We start from the raw sequence: 23,270 nt of genomic DNA on the forward strand, positions 1-23,270 counted from the left end.
GATCAGGGCCGTACCGGCGACCACCGAGCCGAAGGCGACGGCGGGGTGGATGTCCACGGTCTTTGCGGTGATCCGGGGCTGGAGGAGGTAGTTCTCGAACTGCTGGTAGACCACGACGAAGCCGAAGACCCACAGCGCGTACCAGGGATTGACGGTGAACGCGATCAGGATGGGCAGCGCACCCGCCATGTACGTGCCGATCGTGGGCACGAACTGCGAGATCAGGCCGACCCACATGCCGAGCGCCGGGGCGTAGGGCACGCCCAGGATCTCCAGCAGGACGTAGTGCGCGACCCCGGATATCAGCGCCATCAGGCCGCGGGAGTAGAGGTACCCGCCGGTCTTGGCGACCGCGATCTCCCAGGCGCGCAGCACCTCGGCCTGCCGACGGGGCGGCAGCACCGAGCACAGCGCCCGCCGCAGCCGGGGGCCGTCGGCGGCGAAGTAGAACGAGAACAGCGCGACGGTGAGGAGGTTGAACAGCCCGCCCAGTACCTGGGCGGAGACCGCCAGGACGTTGTTGGCGCTGTCCTGGACGTACTTCTGCAGCCAGTCGGAGTTCAGCAGGTTGTTCTGCACCTGGACCCGGGAGAGGTGGGTGTGGAAGGTGCTGTTGCTCCAGCTGATGACGGAGTCCAGGTACTGCGGGAACTCCTCGACCATGGTGGCTATCTGGCCGGCCAGCATGGATCCCAGCAGCGTGAAGAAGCCCACCGTGGCGACCAGGATCGCCAGGAACACCAGGCCGGTGGCGAGCCCGCGCCGCATGCCGCGGCCGGCCATCCAGTCGACGGCCGGCTCGATGGCCAGCGCCAGGAAGAACGCGATGAGCACGTTCAGCAGCAGGCCGATCAGCTGGTGGAAGCCCCAGGTGGCCAGCTGGAAGCAGGCCACCAGAGCGAGCGCGAGCACCATGGCACGCGGGAGCCAGCGCGGCATCCGCTCCGCCCGTCGGCCATCGGACCGGTCCTGCGGCGGGTCGCCGGGGCGGGGGCCGTCGTGGCTGCTGATCTCATCTGTCACGGACACGCAGCCAAGTGTCGCGCACCGCGCTGACACCCGGCCGCCGCCCGCTCACCGCTTGTTCTGCGGTACGTCCATCGCCGTGCAGACCACCCGCCACACCTCTTTGGCGCTCCACCCCGCCGCCAGTGCCTCGTGGACGGTGCGGCCACCGAGCCCCGACATCACGTGATCGCGCGCGAAGGAGTCGGCGTAGGCCGTACCGAAGTGGTCCGCCATCCGCTCCCAGAACACCGTCAACCGCATGATTCCCGCCTCACACCCACTCCGGCCTGCACCTTCCCCGGCTTCCCGCCGCTTCGCGCGAGCGCCCGAGGGGGCGTTCGAGCCCAGCTCCTTCATACCGCCGGAGCCGGACGGAAGGCCAGCGAGGACGGGCCGCTGCCGGGTCCGCCGTCCGCACCACCGGGGCGTCGCGGCCCGGTCGCCCGGGTCCCGGCCGGCCGCGGCGCGCCCCGGACGGCTGGTCCGATCACCCCCACACACTTGCTAGATTGCGCAATCGAGCAGTCAAATGTGAAACCGGCTCGGCGCAATCGTCGTCTTCCTGGCCGGAACCGCCCTCTTCTGCCGCCGCGCGGCACGCCCCGCGACCGCCTCGCCGGTCCGGCCGTCCATAAGGATGCCAATGACAGGTCAGCGCACCGAAGCCCCGAACGGGTACGACGACCTGGCGCGAGATCCGGCACAGGTGTCACGCCGGGTGCCGGGCCCCCGTCGCCGCGGGGACCGGTACCAGGGGGCGGACGGCATCGGGCCGGCTCCCGGGCGGGCCGGCGCGCGATCGGGGCGGGCCGGCCACGGGCGGCGGTCGGGCCGCGCCGCCCTGGTCGCACTGGTGGTGGCGGTCGCCGGCGCCGCGGTCGACATGGCGCTCGGCGGGCGGCCGGGCTGGGTGTTCGCGGTGGCCGCGGCGCTCGGTGCGGCGCTGGTCGCGAAGACCTGCACCCGGGCCGGCGCGTGGTGGCTGATATCTGCACCGCCGCTGGTGGTGGCGGTGGTCACCGTGGCGTGCGAGCAGATGGCGGGCATCACCACCGTCCAGGGCAAGGGTCTGGCGACGGCGGCGGTGCGCTGGGCCGTGGACGGGTTCCCGGCCATGGCGGCGGCCGAGGCGGTGCTGATCGTGGGGCTGGTGGTCCGGAACATACGAGCCGGCCGGCGCGGCGACCGGAAGCGGAGCGGGAGGAACAGCGGTGCATGACGAGCGGAGCCCCTACGGGCGGAGTCCGTACGGACCGGATGACCGGGAGTCCGGCGGGACGGGCGGCCGGGCCGCGCGCCGCCGCGCGCCCAACGGGCAGGACGGGCGGCGACGTTCCCCCCTGGTCGTCGTCGGACGGACCGCACTGGCCCTCTCCTCGGCGCTGGTCCTCCTGGCCAGCGGGGTGTCCTGGGCGGCGTACAACTGGGTCAGCAGCGGGCTGAACACCTCCGACGCGCTCAGCGCCATCGGCGGCAAGGACGCACCCAAGCACCTGGACAACTCCGTCAACCTGCTGCTGATCGGCCTGGATTCGCGCAAGGACATGAACGGCAACGACCTGCCGCGGGAGTTCGTCAAGGACCAGCTGCACGCCGGCTCCAGCGACATCGGGTACTACAACACCAACACCCTGATCCTGATGCACATTCCCGCGGACGGCGGGAAGGTCACCGCCTTCTCCGTTCCGCGTGACGACTATGTGCAGACGTTCAACGGCGACGGCACCTCCCAGGGGCACTTCAAGATCAAGGAGGCGTACGGCAACGCCTACACGGTCGCCCACGACAAGCTCTCCGCCCAGGGCGTCAAGGGCGCCGACCTGGAGGGCAAGAGCCGGGAGGCCGGCCGGGAGGCGACGCTGGCGACCGTCCAGAACTTCCTCCAGGTGCCGATCGACCACTTCGCCGAGGTCAACCTGCTGGGCTTCTACGACATCGCCAAGGTCCTCCAGCCGATCGAGGTGTGTCTGAAGCACCCGGTCAAGGACCGGTACTCCGGTGCCGACTTCGGCGCGGGTCATCAGCAGCTCAACCCCAAGCAGGCGCTCGCGTTCGTGCGGCAGCGGCACGGCCTGGAGGGCGGCGACCTGGACCGCACCCACCGCCAGCAGGCGTTCTTGTCGTCGGTGACCCACAAGCTGAAGACCGAGGGGGTCTTCGGTGATCTGGGCAAGCTCCAGGGGCTGTTCGACGTGGTGAAGAAGGACCTGGTCATCGACAGCAAGTTCGACGTGCTCGACTTCGCCCAGCAGGCCACCAACCTGACCGGCGGGAACGTGGTGTTCCACACCCTGCCCATCGCCGGTTTCGGCACCCGCAACCGCGAGTCCGTCAACCTCGTGGACGTCCCCAAGATCCAGTCCATCGTGCAGTCCCTGATCGGCGGGAAATCCGCTTCCCCGGACGGATCGGGCGGCGGCGCGCCGTCGCCGTCCACGAAGGCCGCCCCGGCGACCGTCGACGTCCTCAACGGCGCCGGGAAGGTGAAGCCGGGGGCCGCGGGCGACGAGCTCAAGGCGCTGGCCGCCCTCGGCTACACCGCGGGCCGCGCCGACAACGCCGCCCCCCGGCAGCGGACCACCATCCTCTACGGCGCCGGCGCCCAGGAAGCCGCCCAGCAGATCGCCGACCGCCTGAGCACCGCCGCGCCGGTCTCCTCGGCCTCGGTGCCCGCCGGCCACGTGCAGGTCATCCTCGGCGCCGACTTCACCGCCCCGCCGGCGACGTCGGAGAAGTCCACCGCACCGGGCGCCAAGGACAACGCTCCGGCGCCCGTGCCGTCCGACGCCTTCGCCGGCGACTCCGTCAAGGAGGGCGGCATCCCCTGCGTCAACTGACGCTCGGGGGGCCGCCGGTGGCACCGGCGGCCCCCCGAGCCCCCGCCCGTATCCGTAACACCGTCCGCACCGGCGACCGTACGGGCCGGGGGTGCGCCGCCTAGACTGGGCCGTCCGGGGGCCAGAAACGGGGAGAGCCGCAGTGGTGAAGAGCGTCGAGGGTGCGGGCGGTAGTACGGGCGCGATGACCGACCCGTCCACCGAGGTGCTGGCCGAGGCGGCCGCGCTGTTCGGACTGCTGGCCTCTCCCCCGCGGCTGCACATCGTCTGGGCACTGGCCCAGGGCGAGAGTGACGTCAGCGGACTCGCCGAACGGGTCGGCGGCGCGCTGCCCGCGATCAGCCAGCACCTGTCCAAGCTGAAACTGGCCGGCCTGGTCCGCTCCCGCCGCGAGGGCCGACGAGTGGTGTACTTCGTCGACGACCCCGAGACGGTCGCGGTGACGCGGAAGCTCGTCGTCCAACTCACCGCCCGTAGTGCGGACGCCTCGCCGGCCCGGCTCCGCCGTCTGGGCGGCTGAAGCCCGGCCGGGCGCGCGGGCCGGGCCCTTCAGGTCGCGTCGGCGTCGAACGGCGGCCGCTCCCCCGAGCGCCCGCCGTCCACCGACCGCTTGCGGAGGTCCACCGGAACCCGGCTCTCGTGCGGTGCCGCCACCGGCTCCGGGTCGAGTGCGGCGCGGAGCTCCCCGATCCCGTCGCGGAGTTCCCCGATTCCCAGGTCGTCGTTGCCGAGCAGTTGTTTGCGGACGAAGGTCCGCGGATGCAGGTCCTCGAACTCGAAATCCTTGAATTCCGGGCCCAGTCCGGTGCGCACTTCCTCTTTCGCCTGCTCGGAGAAGTTCCGTACCTTGCGCAGCAGCGCGGTGGCGTTCTTGAGGAACTCCGGCAGTTTGTCCGGCCCGAAGAGCAGCACCGCCAGGATGCCGACGACGAGCAGATCGGGGGTACTCATTCCCAGAAACATCCCGCCACTCCCTGTGGGTCACCGGTGCGCCGCGCCACTGCCGTACGCACGTCCACAGACATTTTAGATATTGCGCAACCATGGAACCAACATGAGGTTCCCCGCGTTGTCCAGAACGACAACACAGACAGGTTTCAGGACTGCTGGAGGGTTTTTCATGGGTGTGACCCTGTCCAAGGGCGGCAACGTCTCGCTCAGCAAGGAGGCCCCGGGCCTCAGCGCGGTGACCATCGGCCTGGGCTGGGCCGTCCGGACCACCACCGGCGCCGACTACGACCTCGATGCCTCCGCCTTGATGTGCGAGCAGTCCGGGAGGGTCCTCTCCGACCAGCACTTCGTCTTCTTCAACAACCTCACCAGCCCCGACGGTTCCGTGGTGCACTCCGGCGACAACCTCACCGGCGGCAGCCACGGCGACGACGAGCAGATCCAGGTCGACCTGGCCACGGTCCCGCCCCAGGTCGGCAAGATCGTCTTCCCGGTCTCCATCTACGAGGCCGAGGAGCGCGGCCAGAGCTTCGGCCAGGTCCGCGACGCCTTCATCCGGGTCGTCAACCAGGCCGACGGCCGGGAGATCGCCCGCTACGACCTCACGGAGGACGCCTCCACCGAGACCGCCATGGTCTTCGGCGAGGTCTACCGGCACGGCGCGGAGTGGAAGTTCCGCGCCATCGGCCAGGGCTACGCCTCGGGACTGCGCGGTATCGCCCAGGACTTCGGGGTCAACGTCGGCTGAGCGGCACGCTGGACACGGCGCCCGTACGGCGCTGGTACAGCGCCGGTCCGGCGCGTAACGGAAGGAGCGGGAGATGGCTGGTTCCCGGGTGCGGTGGCGGTGGCTGGTGCTGCCGGGTGCCGCCCTGGCCGTCTGGGCCGTGTCGCACACCGACCACGGCACCGCCCCGGACGCCGCACCGCGCCCGTCCACCACGTCGTCCGCCGCCCCGGACGCCGCCCCGTCCGCGACGCCCGGCGGCGGCGCCACGACCCCGCGACCCGACGGGGCGTACGACCCGGCCGACTGCGCCGCCGCGGTGCGCAAGTACGCGACGGCGGCCGGCGTCCACCCCCGGCTGCTGATGGCGATCCTCTACAACGAGGCGTACAAACCGCACGATCCGGCGCTGGAGCGGGCCTGGCAGCGCTACAAACCCGATGCCGCGTTCGGGGTCGCCAACATGCACCGGGCCGCGTTCGACGAGGTCAAGCGCGGGCGGGACTTCGCCGATCGGAAGTGGGAGGAGCTACCGGACGACCGGACCCTCGCCGTCGAGGCGGCCGCCTGGTACCTGCACGACCTGAACCGCCAACTGCCCGCGCGATGGCCCGCCGGACACACCCGCGACGAGCTGCTGGCGCTGGGCTACAACGCCGGCGCGGGCAACATGCTCGCCTTCGCCCGCGGCACCCCACCGGGCGGCCAGGCCCAGTCCTACCTGGACCGACTGCACGAGAACTGGACGCAGGCCGGCCGCGCGGTCGCACGGTGACAAGACCGTCGCACGGTGCCAGAACGGCGACAGGAAGGCGTCAGGACGCGCTGGTGGCGCGCTTCTGACGTCAGCACAACCGCATACTTCAAGCATTGCGCAAGATAGGGAACCTTGCTGATTTCCTTGGCGTTGTAGCCGACGGACGCCGGATGCCGGGAACGTGATGGAGGAAGCTCATGGGCGTGGCCCTGACCAAGGGCGGCAATGTGTCGCTCAGCAAACAGGCCCCAGGTCTGACCGCCGTCAGGGTGGGGCTGGGCTGGCAGGTGGGAGCCGCCGCAGGGACCGGCCACGACCTGGACGCCAGCGCGCTGTTGTGCGGCGAGTCCGGCACGGTCCTCTCCGACCAGCACTTCGTCTTCTTCAACAACCTCACCAGCCCCGACGGCGCGGTGCGGCACTCCGGCAGCCGCCCCACCGGTGAGGACAAGGAACAGATCGAGGTGGACCTCGCCACGGTCCCGCCCGAGGTCGCCAAGATCGTCTTCCCCGTCTCGCTCTACGAGGCCGAGCAGCGCCGACAGAATTTCGGCCAACTCAGCAGCGCGTACATCCGCGTCGTCGACCAGGCCGGCGGCGCCGAGCTGGCCCGTTTCGACCTCGCCGGCCAGGCCGCCACCGAGACCGCCATGGTCTTCGGCGAGCTGTACCGCCACGGCACGGACTGGAAGTTCCGCGCGATCGGCCAGGGTTACGCCTCCGGGCTCGCCGGTATCGCGCAGGACTACGGCGTCGATGTGCTGCGCGCGGAGCCGGCCCCCGCGGCCGCGCCGGCCCAGCCCGCGCCGCCCGCCCCCACGCTCTCGACACCGTTCGAGCAGGGGGGACCCTCCACCGGGCCCGCCGCCCCGCCGGCACCGCCCACGCCCACGGCGACGTCCGTGGCCGTGGCGGCGGCCGCCGGAACGGCAGCGTCCGGACCGGGTCTCACCCCTGCCACATCACCGCAACCGACAGGAAGTTCCGACATGACCTGCTTCTTCGACCCCAGCCACGGCCCCGGGATGACGCCCGTGTTGTGGTCCCCGCAGTGGGGCGTGCCGCGCCAGGTCCAGACCTGCGGCGGCTGTGCGCAGCGGGTGCAGACCACCGCCCCGCCGTTCTACACCCCGGCCCAGGCCGGCTATCCGCAGCCCGCCCAGCAGGGCTACCCGCAGCAGGCGCAGCCGGGTTACCCCCAGCAGGGCTACGCACAGCAGCCCGACCACCAGCAGGGCGGCGGCCGGCGCTTCGGCACCGGCGCGCTGATCGGCGCCGGCGCCGCCGGCCTGGTCGGCGGTGCACTGCTGAACGAGGCGTTCAGCGACGACGAGCCCGAGGTCGTCGTCAACAACTACTACGAGGGCGACGAGTACGAGTGACCCGCCGCTCGGCATGACCCGCCGGAGCCCGGCCGTGCACCGCCACGGCCGGGCTCCGGTGCGTCCGGGCTCACTTGGGCGCGATCCGCACCACCCCGGTGAGGGTGCCCTGCCACCACACCCCGCCGGGCGTGGCGTTGCCCGCCATCTGGAGCGTGTCGAAGAGGAACCCGGTCCCCAGGCGGCGACGGCTCGTCACCCGGCCGGTCTCCGCGTCCACGCCCAGGAAGTCGTAACGGTCCAGGATGCCGGTCCGCGCCGGATCCAGGACGCCGGTGCGTTCCACGGTGTAGAGCGTGCCGTCGGCGACGGACAGCTTGGGTACCGCGGCCGAGCGGATCCGGGTGTCCCAGCGGATCGCGCAGCCGCCGCCGTCCCGGTCGATGTCGACCCGGGTGAGTCCACCGGTGAACGGTGCGCTCGCGGGCTCCGCCGGACCCGCGCCGTCCGGCACCGCCGGGTACGGATAGCCGTAGGTGCTGGCCACGTACACGCTGTTGCCCGCCCCGATGGGCGAGTTCTCGGTGCCGCTCCCATTGGGGTCGAGGACGGGTATCCGGCACACCGTGCGGTCGTCCTCGGTGGACACCACGATCAGGTGCTCCTGGGGGGCGGCGTTGTCGGTGATCGCGAGGTACTCGGAGCCGGTGCGCGGCCCGAAGAACGTCGGTGTGGCCCCCGTCCCGTGGCTGAGTTGCCCCGGCTTGCGGGCCGGCCCGCGGTCGTAGGCCCGCCGCCACACCACCCGCGGCGCGCCGTCCGCGCCGGCGCGCAGCAGGTACAGCGCGTGGTCGGTGGTCACCGCGGTGCCCTCGGGGGCCGTAGACAGGGAGTTGGCCACCGCCTCGCCGAGGTCCGTCGTCCGCACCGCCTTCGTGGTGGTGTCGACCGTGCCGACGAGGCCGTGCGCGGTCGCGAACCACACCCGCCCCCGCCAGTCCGGGGAGAGCCCGACCACGCTGTCCCCGGACGATACGGCGCCGGTCAGCGGCGTCCGCTCGACGACCTTCAGCTCCCATCCGCCGTCGGCCTTCCGGGCGTGGGCGATCCGCAGCAGGTCACCGGAGCCGTCGGCGACGACGAGCCGGTCCCGCTCGTCCAGATAGCTGTAGATGCCGCCCAGGACACTGGACTTGGCCAGCGTCAGCTCGGTGAGCGAGGCGCCGGTCGCCGGGTCGAGCAGGTGGACGTGCGGCGCCCGGTCGAAGATGCCGGTGCAGACGGCCACCGGATAGCCGTCCGACCCGGCCAGCACGGTCGGGCAGGCGGACTGCAACGCCGTGCGATGGCTGACGGTCTCGCCCGTCCCGGGGCCGCTGCGGGGCGTGGTGTCCGACGAGGCGGTGTCGCCGTGCATGGCCCCCGCTCCGCCCGCGGCGAGGTACGGGTTGGCGGGCGGGGCCGCGGCCCGCGCCGGCCCCGCCGTACCGAGGACGGCGGCCAGGGCGGCGGCGAGCGCGAGAACGCGAGTGCTGCGAGTGGGCATGAATCGGCTCCAGGATTCGGGATCGGGATCGGGATCGGGAAAGGCACGCACCGGAGTCGGGCGCGCGGGGAGCGCGAGCGGGACGGCGCACACGCGGGTCGCACGGTCAGGGACGGAAGCGGTGGTACGGGACGGTGCGCCGGGCAATCGGCCTGCCGGGGCGACTGGTTGACGCCCCCTCGGGTCGGCCGGTGCGACGACCGTCGGTATCCGGGGCGGCCGGTCCTGCACGGGGCAACCGTCGGACACGGTGACGCGGCCGCCGTCCGGGACGGCTGACGCCCGGAACGTAGACGGACGAAAGGGGCGAACGGTGCAGGGTCAGCGACCCGCCGGACGACACGCCGCGGACGCGAGCCGCGCGAGGTCCAGGAAGAGGCGTCTGTGGAGCGGGAGTTGACCCATCACGCGCGGCATTGCAGCATGCGCACCGCGAACCCGCAATCCCCGTCCCACCCCTGGAGACGCCCCGCGTCCACGAAGGAGGCCGTCAACCGGATGCCTCCAGGATCCCGCCCTCGGAGGGCAGCGGGCCCCGAGCCCGTGCCGCAAAGGGGTTTGGCCCCTACGGTCGGGCCATGGCCGAAAACGTAAGCCCCCCAGCGTCCCCTCTGGCGCGCGCCGAGCACTTCGTCTGGCTGACCGCCCGGTTGCTGGAGCAGCGGCTCTTCGCGTACCACTTCCTCGGCGGCGGCGCGGACCCGGTCGAGACCGCGCTCACCGCGTACCGCAACGACGACGACGGCTACGGCCACGCCCTGGAACCCGACCTGCGCGGCCCGGTCAGCCAGCCGCTGCACACCGCGCACGCGCTGAAGGTCCTGGACCGCATCGAGCGGTGCGACGGCCGCCGGGTGGAGCGGATCTGCCGCTACCTGACGGGGATCTCGACATCCGACGGGGCGCTGCCGGCGGTGCACCCCTCGCTGCGCGGCTATCCGGCCGCGCCCTGGATCCCGGTGGTGGACGACCCGCCGAGCTCCCTCCTGGCCACCGGCCCGGTGGTGGGACTGCTGCACCGCAATCAGGTGTGGCACGCCTGGCTGTTCCGGGCCACCGACTACTGCTGGTCGGTCGTGGAGTCCCTGGAGAAGACCCACCCCTACGAGGCCGCGGCGGCGGTGGCCTTCCTGAACGGCGCCCCGGACCGGCCGCGGGCGGCCGCCGCCGCGCAGCGCCTGGGCCGACTGGTCCGCGAACAGGGCCTGGTCGTCCTGGATCCGGCGCGGGCGGCCGAGGCCCCGGTGCCGGAGGGGTACGCCCCCGGGGAGCACCACTTCGCCTACCACTTCGCCGCCGCGCCCGGTTCGCTGGCCCGCGGCTGGTTCACCGACCAGGAGATGGACCGGTCCCTGGACCACCTCGTCGCGCTCCAGGGGGCGGACGGCGGATGGCCCGTCACCTGGCGCCTCTGGGCGCCCGGTACGGAGCTGGAGAGCCGCCCGATGGTGACGCTGGAGGCGCTGCTCACGCTCCGGGCGTACGGGCGGCCACTGGGCTGACGGGGACGGCCGGTCGGCCGGTCGCCGGGCCCCGCGGGCGGCGCGGCGGCGCGGTCACCCGCCCAGTGCCCGCACCCCCGCGGTGACGGCCACCGCGACCGCGACGATCAGCAGGAACGGGGCCCGCAGCAACAGCGCGACGACCGCGGCGGCGACGCCGGCGGCCTTGGCGTCGAGCATCAGGTGCTGGCCGTCGCTGAAGGTGTGCTGCGCGGTCAGCGCGGCCAGCAGCGCCACCGGGAGAAGCGCGGCCAGCCGCTTGACCAGGGGGCGTTCCAGGACGCCGGCGGGCGCCGACAGGCCGAGGAACTTGACCAGGTAGCAGCCGACGGCGGTGGCGCCGATCGCGATCCAGAGGGTCATGCCCGGTCCTCCCCGGTGGTGCCGTGGTCCTTACCGGCCCGCTCCTGTGGGGTCGGTGTCGCGGGTGCTGCCTCCTGTGGGGCGGGCGACCGCCGCCACCTCCCTTGGGCGGCGAGGACGACCGGTGCGGCGAGCGCCGCCAGCAGCACCGGCACGCCGGCGGGCAGGACCGGCAGCGTCACCAGGAGCAGCAGGACCGCGAGGCCGGCCGTACAGCGCTCCGTGGTGGACCGCAGCATCGGCGCGAGCAGCGCCACGAAGACCGCGGGGCCGGCCGCGTCCAGGCCCCAGGCGTCGGTGTTGCCGAGCGCCCGGGCCCCCAGGGCCCCACCGAGGGTGGTGAGGTTCCACAGGACGTACAGCGACAGTCCGGTGACGGTGAAGCCCAGCCGGGCGCTGCGCCGGTCGGGCTGGGCCAGGGTGACGGCGGCGGTCTCGTCGATGACCCAGTGGGCGGCCAGTGGCCGGACCGCACCCCGGTAGCCGAGGACAGCGGAGAGCCGCAGCCCGTAGAAGGCGTTGCGGACGCCCAGGAAGAAGGCGCCGGCCACGGCGGTCAACGGGTTGCCGCCCGCGGCGAGCGCGCCTACCAGGGCGAACTGCGAGGCCCCGGTGAAAACCAGGAGGCTCAGCGCGCACGTCTGCCAGAGGCTGAGCCCGGCGCCGGCGGAGGTCACGCCGAAGGCGAAGCCGGAGAGCCCGACGGCGACGCCGACGCCCAGCGCGTCCCTGATGACGGCGGAGTCGGGCCGCGCCGGTACGGGCGGCGGCCCGTCATGCGCCCCGAACTCCCCCGGGGCGCGGCCCCGGGCGGTCGGTATCTCCGTCCCCGCGGCGCGATTGGGCTCTGTCCGTACTGCTCGATCCCCTTGATCTACCTGATCTGCCTGATCCGCCTGATCCGCCTGAACTACCTGTTCTGCTGCTGCCTCTTCTGTCACGCCCCGGACCCTAGGAGGACGCCTCCTGAACGGTCTTGTACGTTCTTGCGCCCGGTCGACCGGGGTTCTGCCGGGTATCTGGAGCGCCGGCTACCGTTTCCCGCTGCCGCGGGCCGGCGTCCCCGCACGCCCGGCGTCCACACCCGCCCCGCCGTCCGCCGCCGCGCGCTCCAGGCGGTACGCGCCCGGCGGCACCCCGACGATCCGGGTGAAATGCCGGTTCAGATGCGGCTGGTCGGTGAAGCCGACCGCCACCGCCGTCTCCGCCGGCGGGGTGCCGGCCTCCAGGAGTCGGCGGGCGCGCCGCACCCGGGCGTCGGTGAGCCAGGTGTGCGGGGGCATGCCGTACGCGGCCCGGAAGGCCCGCAGCAGCGCGAACGGGCTGGTTTCCAACTCCCGGGCGAGTTCCTCCAGGGTGGGCGGGTCGGCCATCCGCTCCTCCAGGACGGCGCGGGCCCGGGCGGCGGTGCGGGTGCCCGCCGTACGGGGCGTACGGGACGGCAGCGCGCCGCCGTGGCCGCGCAGCAGCCGGGCCAGCGCGATCCGCAGCAGGCTGTCGGCGGCGAGCGCGTTGCCCGCCTCCGCGGCCCGGTGGATGCCGGCGATCAGCCGGCCGATATCGGGCTCGTCGGCGACGGTCCGGACGAAGCCCGCGGTGCCGCGCAGCCCGGTGGTCTCGCCGGCGACCTCGGCGACGAGTTCCGCCGACGGGTAGAGCGTGGCGTAGGTCCAGCCCTCGGGGGCGCCGGCCCGCGCGGTGTGCGGCACCTCCGGATTGATCATCACGATGCCGCCGCGGCCGGCCCGGACCACGCCGTCCCGCAGGCCGACCGCCTCGATCCCGGAGGTGACCACGCAGATCACGTAGCCGTCGTGGGCGTGGCGGGGGAAGGAGTGCCGCACGTAGCGGGCACGCAGCAGGTCGAGGCCGGGCAGTCCGGGATGGCTCCAGTGGCGCGCCCACTCGCCGCGGACCTGTGGCACGGCCTGCGCACCACCCGCGCTGATCATGACCATGCCCTTCATTGTGCGGCCGGCCGGCGGGCGGGAGGCGGGGCGTCCGCACCGTGGACGGCCGCGGTCCGGCCGGGGCGGGCGCGGCTCGCGACCGGCTCGGGGCCGGCTCAGGACCGGATTGTCAGTGGTCCGGTGCACGATGGGGGACATGACCCAGGCAGCGCTCGCATCGTTCTCGCCCGCGACCCGTGGATGGTTCGCCGGGGCGTTCAGCGCGCCCACCGCCGCGCAGGAGGGCGCCTGGCGAGCCATCGCCGAAGGGTCGGACGTCCTGGTGGTGGCCCCGACGGGCTCCGGCAAGACACTGGCCGCGTTCCTGGCGTCGCTGGACGGACTGGCGAGCGCCCAGCCGCCCGCGGAGCCGAAGAAGCGCTGCCGGGTGCTGTACGTCTCGCCCTTGAAGGCCCTCGCCGTCGACGTGGAGCGGAATCTGCGCAGTCCGCTGACGGGGATCCGCCAGGAATCGGTCCGCCTCGGGCTGCCGGAGCCGGACATCCGGGTCGGCATCCGCTCCGGGGACACCCCGGCCGCCGAGCGCCGCTCGCTGGCCACCCGCCCGCCGGACATCCTCATCACCACGCCGGAATCGCTGTTCCTGATGTTGACGTCCTCGGCCCGGGAGGCGCTGGCCGGCATCGAGACGGTCATCCTCGACGAGGTGCACGCGGTCGCCGGCACCAAGCGCGGCGCCCATCTGGCGCTGTCCCTGGAGCGGCTGGACGAGGTGTTGGACCGCCCGGCGCGCCGGATCGGGCTGTCCGCGACGGTCCGCCCGGTGGAGGAGGTGGCCCGCTATCTGTCTCCGCGGCGCCGGGTGGAGATCGTCCAGCCGCCGTCCGGCAAACGCTTCGACCTCTCGGTGGTCGTCCCGGTGGAGGACATGGGCGAGCTCGGCAGCGCCCCCGTCCAGGAGGGCGAGACGGGCGAGAAGCCCTCCATCTGGCCGCAGGTCGAGGAGCGGATCGCCGATCTCGTCCAGGCCCACCGCTCCACGATCGTCTTCGCCAACTCCCGCCGCCTCGCAGAGCGGCTGTGCAACCGCCTCAACGAGATCGCCTACGAGCGCACCGTGGGCACTGTGCTCGATGCGGGCGACTCCGCCACGACGCTGCCCGAGCACCACTCCCCCGCCGAGCTGATGGCCCAGTCAGGTGCCGCCAAGGGCGCGCCGCCGCTGTTGGCCCGCGCCCACCACGGTTCGGTCTCCAAGGAGCAGCGCGCCCAGGTGGAGGAGGACCTCAAGGCCGGGCGGCTGCCGGCGGTGGTCGCCACGTCCAGTCTGGAGTTGGGCATCGACATGGGCGCGGTCGATCTGGTCGTCCAGGTGGAGTCGCCGCCGTCGGTGGCCTCCGGGCTCCAGCGGGTGGGCCGGGCCGGCCACCAGGTCGGCGCGGTGTCCAAGGGCATCGTCTTCCCCAAGTACCGCGGCGATCTGGTGCAGGCGGCGGTGGTCACCGAGCGGATGCGCTCGGGCGCCATCGAGGCGCTGCGGGTGCCCACCAACCCGCTGGACGTGCTGGCCCAGCAGGTGGTCGCGATGACCGCGATGGACACCTGGGACGTCGAGGAGCTGCTGGCCGTGGTCCGCCGGGCGGCCCCGTTCGCCGCGCTCCCTGAGTCCGCGTTCACCGCCGTGCTGGACATGCTCGCCGGCCGCTATCCGTCCGACGCCTTCGCGGAGTTGCGCCCGCGCCTGGTCTGGGACCGCGTCGCGCAGACCGTCACCGGCCGCCCCGGCGCCCAGCGGCTGGCCGTGACGTCCGGCGGCACGATCCCGGACCGCGGCCTGTTCGGCGTCTTCCTGGCCGGCGAGAGCTCCGGCAAGGGCGGTGGCAGACGGGTGGGCGAGCTGGACGAGGAGATGGTCTACGAGTCCCGCGTCGGCGACGTCTTCACGCTCGGCACGACGTCCTGGCGCATCGAGGACATCACCCGCGACCGGGTGCTGGTCACCCCCGCCCCCGGGGTACCCGGCCGGCTGCCGTTCTGGAAGGGCGACCAGCTCGGCCGCCCACTCGAACTGGGCCGTGCGCTGGGCGCGTTCCTCCGTGAGATCGGCTCGCTCTCCCCGGAGGACGCCGGCGCCCGGCTGTCCGCCGCCGGGCTCGACGCCTGGGCGGTCGCCAACGTCCTGGGCTATCTCGCCGAGCAGCGCCAGTCCTGCGGCCACGTCCCGGACGACCGCACCATCGTCGTCGAGCGTTTCCGGGACGAACTGGGCGACTGGCGGGTCGTCATCCACTCCCCCTTCGGGGCACAGGTGCACGCCCCTTGGGCGCTGGCCCTGGGCGCCCGGCTCGCCGAGCGCTACGGCCTGGACGCCCAGGTGATGCACGCCGACGACGGCATCGTGCTGCGACTGCCGGACGCCGACCTGATGGGCCTGGACTTCCTCGACGGCGTCGGCGACGCCGGCTTCGCTGCCGCGGACCGTGCGGAATACGACCCCGAGCAGTCCCCGGTCGGCGCCGCCGACGTGGTCTTCGACCAGGGCGAGGTCGACCAGCTCGTCACCGACCAGGTGGGCGGCTCCGCGCTGTTCGCCTCCCGCTTCCGGGAGTGCGCGGCGCGCGCCCTGTTGCTGCCCCGCCGCAGCCCCGGCAAGCGCACCCCACTGTGGCAGCAGCGCCAGCGCGCCGCCCAACTGCTCCAGGTGGCGAGCGAGTTCGGGTCGTTCCCGATCGTCCTGGAGGCGGTCCGCGAATGCCTCCAGGACGTCTTCGACGTCCCCGGTCTGACGGAGCTGATGGCCGACGTCGAGGCCCGCCGGGTCCGCCTGGTGGAGGTCACCACGCCCGAGCCGTCCCCGTTCGCCCGCTCGCTGCTCTTCGGCTACGTCGCCCAGTTCCTCTACGAGGGCGACTCCCCGCTCGCCGAGCGCCGCGCCGCCGCACTGTCCCTGGATTCCCGGCTGCTGGCCGAGCTGCTGGGCCAGGCCGAGCTGCGCGAACTGCTGGACGCGGAGGTGCTGGCGGAGCTGGAGCGCGAGCTCCAATGGCGCACCGAGGACCGTCGCGCCAAGGACGTCGAGGGCGTCGCCGACCTGCTGCGGCTGCTGGGGCCGCTGACCGACGCCGAGTTGGCCGAGCGCGGCGCCGAGCCGACCTGGTCCGCGGAGCTGGCCGCGACCCGCCGCGCCATCCGGGTGCGGATCGCCGGCACCGAGCACTGGGCCGCCGTCGAGGACGCCGGCCGGCTCCGGGACGCCCTGGGCACCGCGCTCCCGGTCGGCGTCCCCGAGTCGTTCACCGAGCCGGTCAAGGACCCGCTGGGCGATCTGCTCTCCCGTTATGCCCGCACCCACGGCCCGTTCACCTCCGAGCAGGCGGCCACCCGCTTCGGCCTCGGCACCGCCGTCACCGACGGCGCCCTCCAGCGCCTGGCCGCCGCCGGCCGCATCGTCCAGGGGGAGTTCCACCCGCAGGGCATCGGCCAGGAGTGGTGCGACGCCCAGGTGTTGCGCCGGCTGCGCCGCCGCTCGCTGGCCGCGCTGCGCGAGGAGTTGGAGCCGGTGCCGCCCGCCGCGCTGGCCGCCTTCCTCCCCCAGTGGCAGCACGTCGGGCTCCCGCGCCCGGCCCCCGCCTCCGGCGCGCCCGCACCGCCGGCCGCCACCCCCTCCGCCACGTACCGGCTGCGCGGCATCGACGGTCTGGTCCGCGCCGTGGAGCAGCTCCAGGGCGCGCCGGTGCCGGCCTCCGCCCTGGAGAAGCTGATCCTGCCGTCCCGGGTCAGCGGCTACACCCCGGCCCTGTTGGACGAGCTCACCGCCACCGGTGAGGTGCTGTGGGCCGGCGCGGGCGCCCTGCCCGGCAAGGATGGCTGGCTCTCCCTCCATCTCGCCGACACAGCGCCGCTGCTGCTCCAGCCCCCGCTGCCCCTGGAGTTGTCCGCACTGCACGAGTCCGTGCTGTCCGCCCTCGCCCCCGGTTACGGCCTGTTCTTCCGTCAGATCGCCGACCAGGTCCGCGCCACCACGCATCCGGACGCCACCGATCCGCAGCTCGCCGACGCCCTGTGGGATTTGGCCTGGTCGGGCCGGCTCACCAACGACACCCTCGCCCCGCTGCGCGCCCTGCTCGGCTCGGGCCGCACGGCGGGCTCCACGGCCCACCGCGCCCGCCGCACCGTCCCCCGGGGCAGGTACGGCACGTTGACCGCGGCCGCGCGCCCCACCGCCTCCCGCTCCGGCCCGCCGACCGTCGGCGGCCGCTGGTCCCTGCTGCCCGCGCCCGCAGCGGACCCGACCCACCGCGCCCACGCCCTGGCCCGTACGCTCCTCGACCGGCACGGCATCGTCACCCGCGGCGCGGTCGCCGCCGAGGGCGTCACCGGCGGATTCTCCGCCGCCTACCGCGTCCTGTCCGTCTTCGAGGAGTCCGGGCAGGCGCGCCGCGGCTACGTCGTCGAGGGGCTGGGCGCCGCCCAGTTCGCGATGGACGGCGCGGTGGACCGCCTGCGGGCGATCAGCACCCAGCGGGAGCGCAGCACCGACGCCCCGTTCCCGGACGGCGGCCCGGGGCAGCCCCGCCCCGGCGGACCTCCCCCGGACTCCGCCCGGGGGTACCCCCACCGCGCCCTGGTCCTCGCCGCCGCCGACCCGGCCAATGCGTACGGCGCCGCGCTGCCCTGGCCCGAGCCGCCCCATGGGGCCACCCACAAGCCTGGCCGCAAGGCGGGCTCCCTGGTCGTCCTGGTCGACGGTGAGCTGGCGCTCTATCTGGAGCGCGGCGGCAAGACCCTGCTGATATGGCCGCTGGGCTCCGACCCGGCCGAGGCCGCCGCCGACCCCCGCCTGCGGACCGCCGTCGAAACCCTCACCGACGCGGCCCGAGCCGGCGCCGTCGGCACCCTCACCACCGAGCGCATCAACGGCACCGCCGCCCTCACCTCCCCCTACGCGCCCGTCCTGGAGGCCGCGGGCTTCCACCCGACGCCCCGGGGGCTGCGGCTGCGCGGCTGATCCCGACGGCGGCGGGCACCGGGACCGCACGTAGGCCACCCGGTCCGGTCCGCCGCCCGGCGGTGCATGATGGCCCCATGCCAGAAGGCGACACCGTCTGGCGGCTGGCGCACCGTCTCCACCAGGCACTGGCCGACAGCCCGCTGACCCGCTGCGACCTGCGCGTCCCCCGCCTCGCGACGGTCGACCTGACCGGCCGCGAGGTACTGGCGGTGGTACCCCGCGGCAAGCACCTGCTCACCCGCTTCGAGGGCGATCTCACCCTCCACTCCCATCTGCGGATGGACGGCGCCTGGAAGCTCTACGCCCCGGCCGAGCGGTGGCGCGGCGGCCCCGCGCACCAGATCCGGGCGGTCCTCGGCACCGCCGCGCACACCGCCGTCGGCTACCGCCTCCCCGTCCTGGAGCTCCTCCGCACCGCCGACGAATCCCAGGTCACCGGCCACCTCGGCCCCGATCTACTGGGCCCGGACTGGGACCCGGCGGAGGCCCTGCGCCGGCTGCTCGCCGCTCCCGACCGCCCCCTGGGTGAGGCCCTGCTCGACCAGCGCAACCTCGCCGGCATCGGCAATGTCTACAAGTCCGAACTGTGCTTCCTCCTCGGCGCCTCCCCCTGGCTCCCGGTCGGCCGCCTCACCACCCCCGAACGCGCCCCGGCCCTCGCCAAGAAGCTCCTGGAGGCCAACAAGCACCGCCCGGCCCGGGTCACCACTCCGTGGGGGTACCGCCCACGCCCGTTCGAGGGCCGTGGGGCATCCCACCGCGACCGCCGACTGTGGGTCTACGGCCGCGCCGGCCGTCCCTGCCTGCGCTGCGGCACCCCGGTCCGCACCGCCGACCAGGACCCCACCACCGAGGAACGCGTCACCTACTGGTGCCCCACCTGCCAGCCGCCCCCACCCACACATTGACGCCCCATCAGACCCGTCAGACCTGTCTGCCCTATCAGCCCCATTGGCCCGTCACCGCCGCTCATCCCCGCCCCCCGAGCAACGCTGCCACCACGCTCCGACGAACCGCCCCACCCCGGTACGCCGCCACACCTCGGTGAGTCGCGCCTCCACGGCCGCCGCCGCGCCCTCGCGCCCGGCACGACCTCCCGCCCCCGCACGCCGTCCGCTCCACGGAACGCAGTGCACCGGCAGCAGACTGAGCCCCCAGCCGGCGGTCGCCACCGCCCCTTCCACCGGACCCGCCGAGCCCGGCCACAGGACCAGCCGGCACACCGCCCACCACCACAGCCCCCCGACGAGCGCCGCGGATATCCACCGTCCCGGCACGGACCTCGCACGCCTCGCCATGCCTGCCTCCTCGGGCCGACGCTAGACCGGGCCCGCCACCCGGCGGCAGGGGCGCACCGACGCACGCCCGGCGCGTGCGGTGCGCTCCGGAGTCCCCCGGCTGCGCCCCCGGTCGGCAGCCGGTCACCGGGCCGTCCTCAGCCGGCCGCGGTCACCGGGACTCGGCCTGGAACATCCAGTGGTGCTTCTCCAGGTCGGCGGTGAGGCCGATGAGAATGTCCTGGCTGACCGGATCGGGCTCGTCGGTGGCGGCGATCCGCTCCCGCATCCGCCCGATGATCGCGCCGAGCGCGTCCACCATCGTCCGAACGACATCGCCGTCCTTGACCCAACCGTCCGGCGCCTCGTGGATACCGCTGGTCTTGGCGACCGTCGCGGACCGACCGTCCGGCGTGACCCCGATCGCCGCGGCCCGCTCGGCCACCGTGTCGGCGTGCTGCCGTGCGGTGGCGACGACCTCGTCGAGTTGGAGGTGGACGGAGCGGAAGCGCGGACCGACGACGTTCCAGTGCACCTGCTTGGCGACCAGGGAGAGATCCACCAGGTCCACCAGGGCGCCTTGGAGAGCGTCGCCGACGACGGTGCGGGCTGCTTCGGACAGCGTGCTTGTGACCACAGACATCCAGATACTCCTTTTCAGGTGTATTGAGGATATTCAGGCGAATATTCCGATTAGCCCCCATGCTACGGGCCGAGGCTCCGCTCCGAGCAGCCCAGCCGGTCCGGCCGAGGACCCGCCGGGACGGGGCACGGGCAGCAAGAAGCCCCGGCGGGCTGCTGCCCGCCGGGGCTCCGGCCATGCCTGGTCTGTGGTGTCAGGCCGCGACGACATCCACGACGTCGGCCGGGGACTTGATGGTCACGCGCTCCTCCGGCACACCGGCCAGGGACGTGACGGACACCGAATTGAGCTTCGGCCGGACCGGTGCCGGCACCGTGTCCGTCGCGGCCGCGGACGCGGCCAGCTCGGCGAGTGCCAGCTCGTCACTGACCTCTCGCATCAGCTCGGACATGCGCACATCCAGCGCGTCGCAGATCGCCGAGAGCAGTTCGGAGGACGCCTCCTTCTGGCCCCTCTCGACCTCGGACAAGTAGCCGAGCGACACCCGGGCGGAGGACGAGACCTCGCGCAGGGTGCGGCCTTGGCGCTGACGCTGTCGGCGCAGCACGTCACCCAGCAGGCGACGAAGCAGAATCATCGCTGGCTCCCTCCTCGGACCTCGGTTGCGGATCCTTCTCGCCCCACCGTACCGCCTCGGGCCGCAGGCGTGCCGGGAGCGAGTACGTGTTCACTCAGGGCTGCAAACATCCATTCCCCCCGTGTTGTTCCGTATCCTGTGCCCGCGCATTTTCCGTGAGTTCGCAGAGCAGCAGCGCGAGCACGGCGTGGACGCTGTCACGACGGATCCGGTCACGATCCCCCGTCAGCCCCAGCCGCCGTACCGCGTCCTCGCCGTCCGGGCCCTGGACGGCCACGTAGACGGTGCCCACCGGCTGCCCGTCCTGGGGTTCGGGCCCGGCGACGCCCGTGGTCGCGATGCCCCAGTCGGCACCGAGCACCCGGCGCACCCCGCCGGCCATCTGCCGGGCGACCTCGCCGTCCACCGCCCCGCGGGCGGCCAGCAGCGCGCCGTCCACCCCCAGCAGCTCCCGCTTGACGTCGGTGGCGTACGCCGTGACCGACCCGCGCACCACCCGTGAGGCGCCGGGGACGGCGGTCAGCTCGCCCGCGACCAGCCCGCCGGTGAGCGACTCGGCCACCGCCAGGCTCTGCCGCCGCCCGGCGAGCACCTCCAGTGCCCCGGCCGCCGCAGAACCCGGCGCGCTCACCGGACGTCGTCCTCTGCGGACCTCTCGGCGAGCTCGGCGCGTGCCCGGGCCAGTCCGGCCCGGCGCAGCACCACGGCCTGCCGCACGTAGTCGAGCCCGGTCGCCACGGTCAGCACCACCGCCACCGCCATCACCCACCAGCGGAAGGTGGCCAGCGGCCCGGTCAGCACCAGCACGTACATGCCCACGGCGGTGCCCTGCGCCAGTGTCTTGATCTTGCCGCCCCGGCTGGCCGGAATCACTCCGTGCTTGATCACCCAGAACCGCATCAGCGTGATGCCCAGCTCCCGGAAGAGGATCAGGCCCGTCACCCACCAGGACAGATCCCCCAGCACCGACAGACAGATCAGCGCGGCGCCCATGATCGCCTTGTCCGCGATCGGGTCGGCGATCTTGCCGAAGTCGGTGACCAGGTTGTACGTGCGCGCCAGATGCCCGTCGAAGACATCCGTGATCATGGCGACGGCGAAGGCCGCCCAGGCGAACGACCGCCAGGTCGGGCTCACCCCGCCGTCGTGCATCAGCAGCAGCACGAACGCCGGGACCAGCAGCAGCCGCAGCATCGTCAGGACGTTGGCAATGTTCCACAGCCCGGCCTGCCGGACGGCCGGCGTCGTGCGCGGCCTCCCGGCGGCGGAAGCCGAGGCTCCGCTCATCTGCCCGCCTCCTCGGTACATCCCGTACCGTCCACCGACAGCACCTCCGCCACGAGGTCCACGCCCTCGCTCGCGACCACCTTTGCTTCGACCATACGACCGGGCCGCACGTCCTGGCCGGTCGTGAGCAGCGTGACCCCGTCGGTCTCCGGCGCCTGGTGCGCGGCCCGCCCGACGATCCCGTCGTCCTCGTCGTCGATCCGGTCCACCAGCACCCGGACCGTCTCCCCGACCCGCTCGGCCGCCCGCTGCGCGGTCAGCTCCTCGGCCAGCCGGGACACCCGCGCCAGCCGCTCGGCGACCACCTCGGGGTCGAGCTTGTTCTCGTAGCCGGCGGCCTCGGTGCCGTCCTCGTCGGAGTAGCCGAAGACGCCGATGGCATCCAGCCGGGCCTCGCTGAGGAACCGCTCCAGCTCCGCCAGGTCGCTCTCCGACTCGCCGGGGAAACCGACGATGAAGTTGGAGCGGGCCCCGGCCTCCGGCGCCTTGGTCCGAATGGTCTCCAGGAGCTCCAGGAAGCGGTCGGTGTCACCGAACCGCCGCATCGCGCGCAGCACGCCCGGCGCCGAGTGCTGGAACGACAGGTCGAAGTAGGGCGCCACCTTGTCGGTGCCGGTCAGCACGTCGATCAGGCCGGGCCGCATCTCGGCGGGCTGGAGGTAGCTGACCCGGATCCGCTCGATGCCGTCGACCGCGGCCAGCTCCGGCAGCAGCGTCTCCAGCAGCCGGATGTCGCCGAGGTCCTTGCCGTAGGAGGTGTTGTTCTCGGAGACCAACATGATCTCCTTGACGCCCTGCTCGGCCAGCCAGCGGGTCTCGCCGAGCACGTCCGAGGGCCGGCGCGAGATGAACGAGCCGCGGAAGGACGGGATCGCGCAGAACGAGCAGCGCCGGTCGCACCCCGAAGCCAGCTTCACCGAGGCCACCGGGTCGTTGCCCAGCCGGCGGCGGAGCGGTGCCCGCGGCCCCGAGGCCGGCGCGACGCCCTCGGGCAGGTCCTGCGGCGGGGCCGCCGGCTCCTCGGCACCGGACTGGGCGTGGCCGGGCAGCGCGACCCCGGCGGCGTCCTGGCGCTCGGCCGGGCTGATCGGCAGCAGCTTGCGGCGGTCGCGCGGGGTGTGCGCGGCGTGGATGCCGCCGCTGAGGATGGTCTGCAGCCGGTCGGAGATGTCGGAGTAGTCGTCGAACCCGAGCACCCCGTCCGCCTCGGGCAGCGCATCGGCGAGTTCCTTGCCGTAGCGCTCGGCCATGCAGCCGACGGCCACCACGGCCTGGGTCCGGCCGTGATCCTTGAGATCGTTGGCCTCCAGCAGGGCGTCGACGGAGTCCTTCTTGGCGGCCTCGACGAAGCCACAGGTGTTGACGACGGCCACGTCCGCGTCGACGGCGTCCTCGACGAGCTCCCAGCCGTCCGCTGCCAAGCGGCCTGCGAGTTCCTCCGAGTCCACCTCGTTACGGGCGCAGCCAAGGGTGACAAGGGCGACGGTACGGCGTTCGGGCATGGGGCTCAGCCTACTTCGTCCCGGACGCCCCCATGGCGCGCAGGTCTCCG

At 73.4% G+C, this 23,270-nt stretch carries 22 protein-coding genes; 9 read left to right on the plus strand and 13 right to left on the minus strand.

What is annotated here, in order from left to right; genetic code table 11:
- Both ACFVT2_RS38230 and ACFVT2_RS38235 read right to left on the minus strand, forming a co-directional pair.
- A partial coding sequence (locus ACFVT2_RS38230; protein ID WP_390025791.1) for an AI-2E family transporter occupies positions 1–1,029 on the minus strand: 1,029 nt, incomplete at its 3' end.
- Positions 1,030–1,074: 45 nt separating this feature from the next.
- The gene (locus ACFVT2_RS38235) at positions 1,075–1,269 is read right to left on the minus strand and encodes a DUF3046 domain-containing protein (RefSeq protein ID WP_390025793.1); all 195 of its coding nucleotides are present in this window, start codon (positions 1,267–1,269) and stop codon (positions 1,075–1,077) included.
- A gap of 382 nt (positions 1,270–1,651) precedes the next feature.
- Here ACFVT2_RS38235 and ACFVT2_RS38240 point away from each other — a divergent pair, with 382 nt between their 5' ends.
- The 3 genes from ACFVT2_RS38240 to ACFVT2_RS38250 all read left to right on the plus strand — a co-directional run bounded on the left by ACFVT2_RS38240 (position 1,652) and on the right by ACFVT2_RS38250 (position 4,365).
- The gene (locus tag ACFVT2_RS38240) at positions 1,652–2,227 is read left to right on the plus strand and encodes a DUF6542 domain-containing protein (protein WP_390025795.1); all 576 of its coding nucleotides are present in this window, start codon (positions 1,652–1,654) and stop codon (positions 2,225–2,227) included.
- Positions 2,220–3,845: an LCP family protein gene (locus ACFVT2_RS38245; protein ID WP_390025797.1), complete on the plus strand. Its 1,626-nt coding sequence runs from the start codon at positions 2,220–2,222 to the stop codon at positions 3,843–3,845. Before ACFVT2_RS38240 ends, ACFVT2_RS38245 begins: the two co-directional genes overlap by 8 nt.
- A 184-nt stretch (positions 3,846–4,029) precedes the next feature.
- A complete protein-coding gene (locus ACFVT2_RS38250; RefSeq protein ID WP_390025838.1) occupies positions 4,030–4,365 on the plus strand; it encodes an ArsR/SmtB family transcription factor in 336 nt (111 codons plus the stop codon).
- A gap of 29 nt (positions 4,366–4,394) precedes the next feature.
- On the opposite strand, the gene ACFVT2_RS38255 is transcribed toward ACFVT2_RS38250, so the two are convergent.
- On the minus strand, positions 4,395–4,808 hold the full coding sequence (locus tag ACFVT2_RS38255) for a sec-independent translocase (protein WP_390025799.1): 414 nt from the start codon (positions 4,806–4,808) through the stop codon (positions 4,395–4,397).
- A 157-nt stretch (positions 4,809–4,965) separates the two neighbouring features.
- Between ACFVT2_RS38255 and ACFVT2_RS38260 the strand changes: the two genes are divergently transcribed.
- From ACFVT2_RS38260 to ACFVT2_RS38270, 3 genes are all read left to right on the plus strand, one after another.
- The gene (locus ACFVT2_RS38260) at positions 4,966–5,544 is read left to right on the plus strand and encodes a TerD family protein (protein ID WP_390025801.1); all 579 of its coding nucleotides are present in this window, start codon (positions 4,966–4,968) and stop codon (positions 5,542–5,544) included.
- A gap of 73 nt (positions 5,545–5,617) precedes the next feature.
- On the plus strand, positions 5,618–6,298 hold the full coding sequence (locus tag ACFVT2_RS38265; protein WP_390025803.1) for a transglycosylase SLT domain-containing protein: 681 nt from the start codon (positions 5,618–5,620) through the stop codon (positions 6,296–6,298).
- A gap of 179 nt (positions 6,299–6,477) precedes the next feature.
- Positions 6,478–7,662, plus strand: coding sequence for a TerD family protein (locus ACFVT2_RS38270; protein WP_390025805.1), 1,185 nt, complete (start codon positions 6,478–6,480; stop codon positions 7,660–7,662).
- A 70-nt stretch (positions 7,663–7,732) separates the two neighbouring features.
- On the opposite strand, the gene ACFVT2_RS38275 is transcribed toward ACFVT2_RS38270, so the two are convergent.
- Positions 7,733–9,148 carry a hypothetical protein gene (locus ACFVT2_RS38275; protein ID WP_390025807.1) on the minus strand — a complete coding sequence of 472 codons (1,416 nt, stop codon included), beginning with the start codon at positions 9,146–9,148 and terminating at the stop codon, positions 7,733–7,735.
- A gap of 578 nt (positions 9,149–9,726) precedes the next feature.
- On the opposite strand from ACFVT2_RS38275, the gene ACFVT2_RS38280 reads away from it, so the two are divergent.
- Positions 9,727–10,650 carry a hypothetical protein gene (locus ACFVT2_RS38280; RefSeq protein WP_390025808.1) on the plus strand — a complete coding sequence of 308 codons (924 nt, stop codon included), beginning with the start codon at positions 9,727–9,729 and terminating at the stop codon, positions 10,648–10,650.
- Positions 10,651–10,704: 54 nt separating this feature from the next.
- Here ACFVT2_RS38280 and ACFVT2_RS38285 read toward each other — a convergent pair whose 3' ends face one another.
- The 3 genes from ACFVT2_RS38285 to ACFVT2_RS38295 form a co-directional block, all read right to left on the minus strand.
- Entirely contained in the window at positions 10,705–11,013 is a 309-nt protein-coding gene (locus ACFVT2_RS38285; protein ID WP_390025810.1) for an AzlD domain-containing protein, read from the minus strand.
- Positions 11,010–11,834 carry an AzlC family ABC transporter permease gene (locus ACFVT2_RS38290; protein ID WP_390025840.1) on the minus strand — a complete coding sequence of 275 codons (825 nt, stop codon included), beginning with the start codon at positions 11,832–11,834 and terminating at the stop codon, positions 11,010–11,012. The genes ACFVT2_RS38285 and ACFVT2_RS38290 overlap by 4 nt, the downstream gene beginning before the upstream one ends.
- A gap of 210 nt (positions 11,835–12,044) precedes the next feature.
- Positions 12,045–12,971 carry an AraC family transcriptional regulator gene (locus ACFVT2_RS38295; protein WP_390025812.1) on the minus strand — a complete coding sequence of 309 codons (927 nt, stop codon included), beginning with the start codon at positions 12,969–12,971 and terminating at the stop codon, positions 12,045–12,047.
- A 148-nt stretch (positions 12,972–13,119) separates the two neighbouring features.
- Here ACFVT2_RS38295 and ACFVT2_RS38300 point away from each other — a divergent pair, with 148 nt between their 5' ends.
- Together ACFVT2_RS38300 and ACFVT2_RS38305 are read left to right on the plus strand one after the other, a co-directional pair.
- Positions 13,120–17,931, plus strand: a complete 4,812-nt coding sequence (locus ACFVT2_RS38300) for a DEAD/DEAH box helicase (RefSeq protein WP_390025814.1) — start codon at positions 13,120–13,122, stop codon at positions 17,929–17,931.
- Between the two features lie 77 nt (positions 17,932–18,008).
- Positions 18,009–18,842 (plus strand): DNA-formamidopyrimidine glycosylase family protein, encoded by an 834-nt coding sequence (locus ACFVT2_RS38305; RefSeq protein WP_390025816.1) that lies wholly within the window; start codon positions 18,009–18,011, stop codon positions 18,840–18,842.
- Positions 18,843–18,893: 51 nt separating this feature from the next.
- Here the strand turns inward: ACFVT2_RS38305 and ACFVT2_RS38310 are convergent, their stop codons facing one another.
- The 6 genes from ACFVT2_RS38310 to rimO form a co-directional block, all read right to left on the minus strand.
- Positions 18,894–19,232 carry a hypothetical protein gene (locus ACFVT2_RS38310; RefSeq protein ID WP_390025818.1) on the minus strand — a complete coding sequence of 113 codons (339 nt, stop codon included), beginning with the start codon at positions 19,230–19,232 and terminating at the stop codon, positions 18,894–18,896.
- A 151-nt stretch (positions 19,233–19,383) separates the two neighbouring features.
- Positions 19,384–19,854, minus strand: a complete 471-nt coding sequence (locus ACFVT2_RS38315) for a Dps family protein (protein ID WP_390025820.1) — start codon at positions 19,852–19,854, stop codon at positions 19,384–19,386.
- Between the two features lie 193 nt (positions 19,855–20,047).
- Complete coding sequence (locus ACFVT2_RS38320) at positions 20,048–20,431, minus strand: helix-turn-helix domain-containing protein (RefSeq protein WP_016571084.1); 384 nt, start codon at positions 20,429–20,431, stop codon at positions 20,048–20,050.
- A 94-nt stretch (positions 20,432–20,525) separates the two neighbouring features.
- Positions 20,526–21,062 carry a CinA family protein gene (locus ACFVT2_RS38325; protein ID WP_390025822.1) on the minus strand — a complete coding sequence of 179 codons (537 nt, stop codon included), beginning with the start codon at positions 21,060–21,062 and terminating at the stop codon, positions 20,526–20,528.
- Positions 21,059–21,718 (minus strand): CDP-diacylglycerol--glycerol-3-phosphate 3-phosphatidyltransferase, encoded by a 660-nt coding sequence (pgsA, locus tag ACFVT2_RS38330; protein WP_390025824.1) that lies wholly within the window; start codon positions 21,716–21,718, stop codon positions 21,059–21,061. Before pgsA ends, ACFVT2_RS38325 begins: the two co-directional genes overlap by 4 nt.
- Positions 21,715–23,220: a 30S ribosomal protein S12 methylthiotransferase RimO gene (gene rimO / locus ACFVT2_RS38335; protein WP_390025826.1), complete on the minus strand. Its 1,506-nt coding sequence runs from the start codon at positions 23,218–23,220 to the stop codon at positions 21,715–21,717. Before rimO ends, pgsA begins: the two co-directional genes overlap by 4 nt.
- Positions 23,221–23,270: the final 50 nt, after the last annotated feature.

It is taken from the genome of Streptomyces sp. NPDC058000, from assembly GCF_042886435.1.
Taxonomy (GTDB): domain Bacteria; phylum Actinomycetota; class Actinomycetes; order Streptomycetales; family Streptomycetaceae; genus Streptomyces.

What these genes read in the sequence shown, in the direction of transcription:
- ACFVT2_RS38235 (WP_390025793.1), bottom strand. Translation starts at nt 1,269, where the DNA reads ATGCGGTTGACGGTGTTCTGGGAGCGGATGGCGGACCACTTCGGTACG.
- ACFVT2_RS38240 (WP_390025795.1), top strand. Translation starts at nt 1,652, where the DNA reads ATGACAGGTCAGCGCACCGAAGCCCCGAACGGGTACGACGACCTGGCG.
- ACFVT2_RS38250 (WP_390025838.1), top strand. Translation starts at nt 4,030, where the DNA reads ATGACCGACCCGTCCACCGAGGTGCTGGCCGAGGCGGCCGCGCTGTTC.
- ACFVT2_RS38255 (WP_390025799.1), bottom strand. Translation starts at nt 4,808, where the DNA reads ATGTTTCTGGGAATGAGTACCCCCGATCTGCTCGTCGTCGGCATCCTG.
- ACFVT2_RS38260 (WP_390025801.1), top strand. Translation starts at nt 4,966, where the DNA reads ATGGGTGTGACCCTGTCCAAGGGCGGCAACGTCTCGCTCAGCAAGGAG.
- ACFVT2_RS38265 (WP_390025803.1), top strand. Translation starts at nt 5,618, where the DNA reads ATGGCTGGTTCCCGGGTGCGGTGGCGGTGGCTGGTGCTGCCGGGTGCC.
- ACFVT2_RS38270 (WP_390025805.1), top strand. Translation starts at nt 6,478, where the DNA reads ATGGGCGTGGCCCTGACCAAGGGCGGCAATGTGTCGCTCAGCAAACAG.
- ACFVT2_RS38275 (WP_390025807.1), bottom strand. Translation starts at nt 9,148, where the DNA reads ATGCCCACTCGCAGCACTCGCGTTCTCGCGCTCGCCGCCGCCCTGGCC.
- ACFVT2_RS38280 (WP_390025808.1), top strand. Translation starts at nt 9,727, where the DNA reads ATGGCCGAAAACGTAAGCCCCCCAGCGTCCCCTCTGGCGCGCGCCGAG.
- ACFVT2_RS38285 (WP_390025810.1), bottom strand. Translation starts at nt 11,013, where the DNA reads ATGACCCTCTGGATCGCGATCGGCGCCACCGCCGTCGGCTGCTACCTG.
- ACFVT2_RS38295 (WP_390025812.1), bottom strand. Translation starts at nt 12,971, where the DNA reads ATGGTCATGATCAGCGCGGGTGGTGCGCAGGCCGTGCCACAGGTCCGC.
- ACFVT2_RS38300 (WP_390025814.1), top strand. Translation starts at nt 13,120, where the DNA reads ATGACCCAGGCAGCGCTCGCATCGTTCTCGCCCGCGACCCGTGGATGG.
- ACFVT2_RS38305 (WP_390025816.1), top strand. Translation starts at nt 18,009, where the DNA reads ATGCCAGAAGGCGACACCGTCTGGCGGCTGGCGCACCGTCTCCACCAG.
- ACFVT2_RS38310 (WP_390025818.1), bottom strand. Translation starts at nt 19,232, where the DNA reads ATGGCGAGGCGTGCGAGGTCCGTGCCGGGACGGTGGATATCCGCGGCG.
- ACFVT2_RS38315 (WP_390025820.1), bottom strand. Translation starts at nt 19,854, where the DNA reads ATGTCTGTGGTCACAAGCACGCTGTCCGAAGCAGCCCGCACCGTCGTC.
- ACFVT2_RS38320 (WP_016571084.1), bottom strand. Translation starts at nt 20,431, where the DNA reads ATGATTCTGCTTCGTCGCCTGCTGGGTGACGTGCTGCGCCGACAGCGT.
- pgsA (WP_390025824.1), bottom strand. Translation starts at nt 21,718, where the DNA reads ATGAGCGGAGCCTCGGCTTCCGCCGCCGGGAGGCCGCGCACGACGCCG.
- rimO (WP_390025826.1), bottom strand. Translation starts at nt 23,220, where the DNA reads ATGCCCGAACGCCGTACCGTCGCCCTTGTCACCCTTGGCTGCGCCCGT.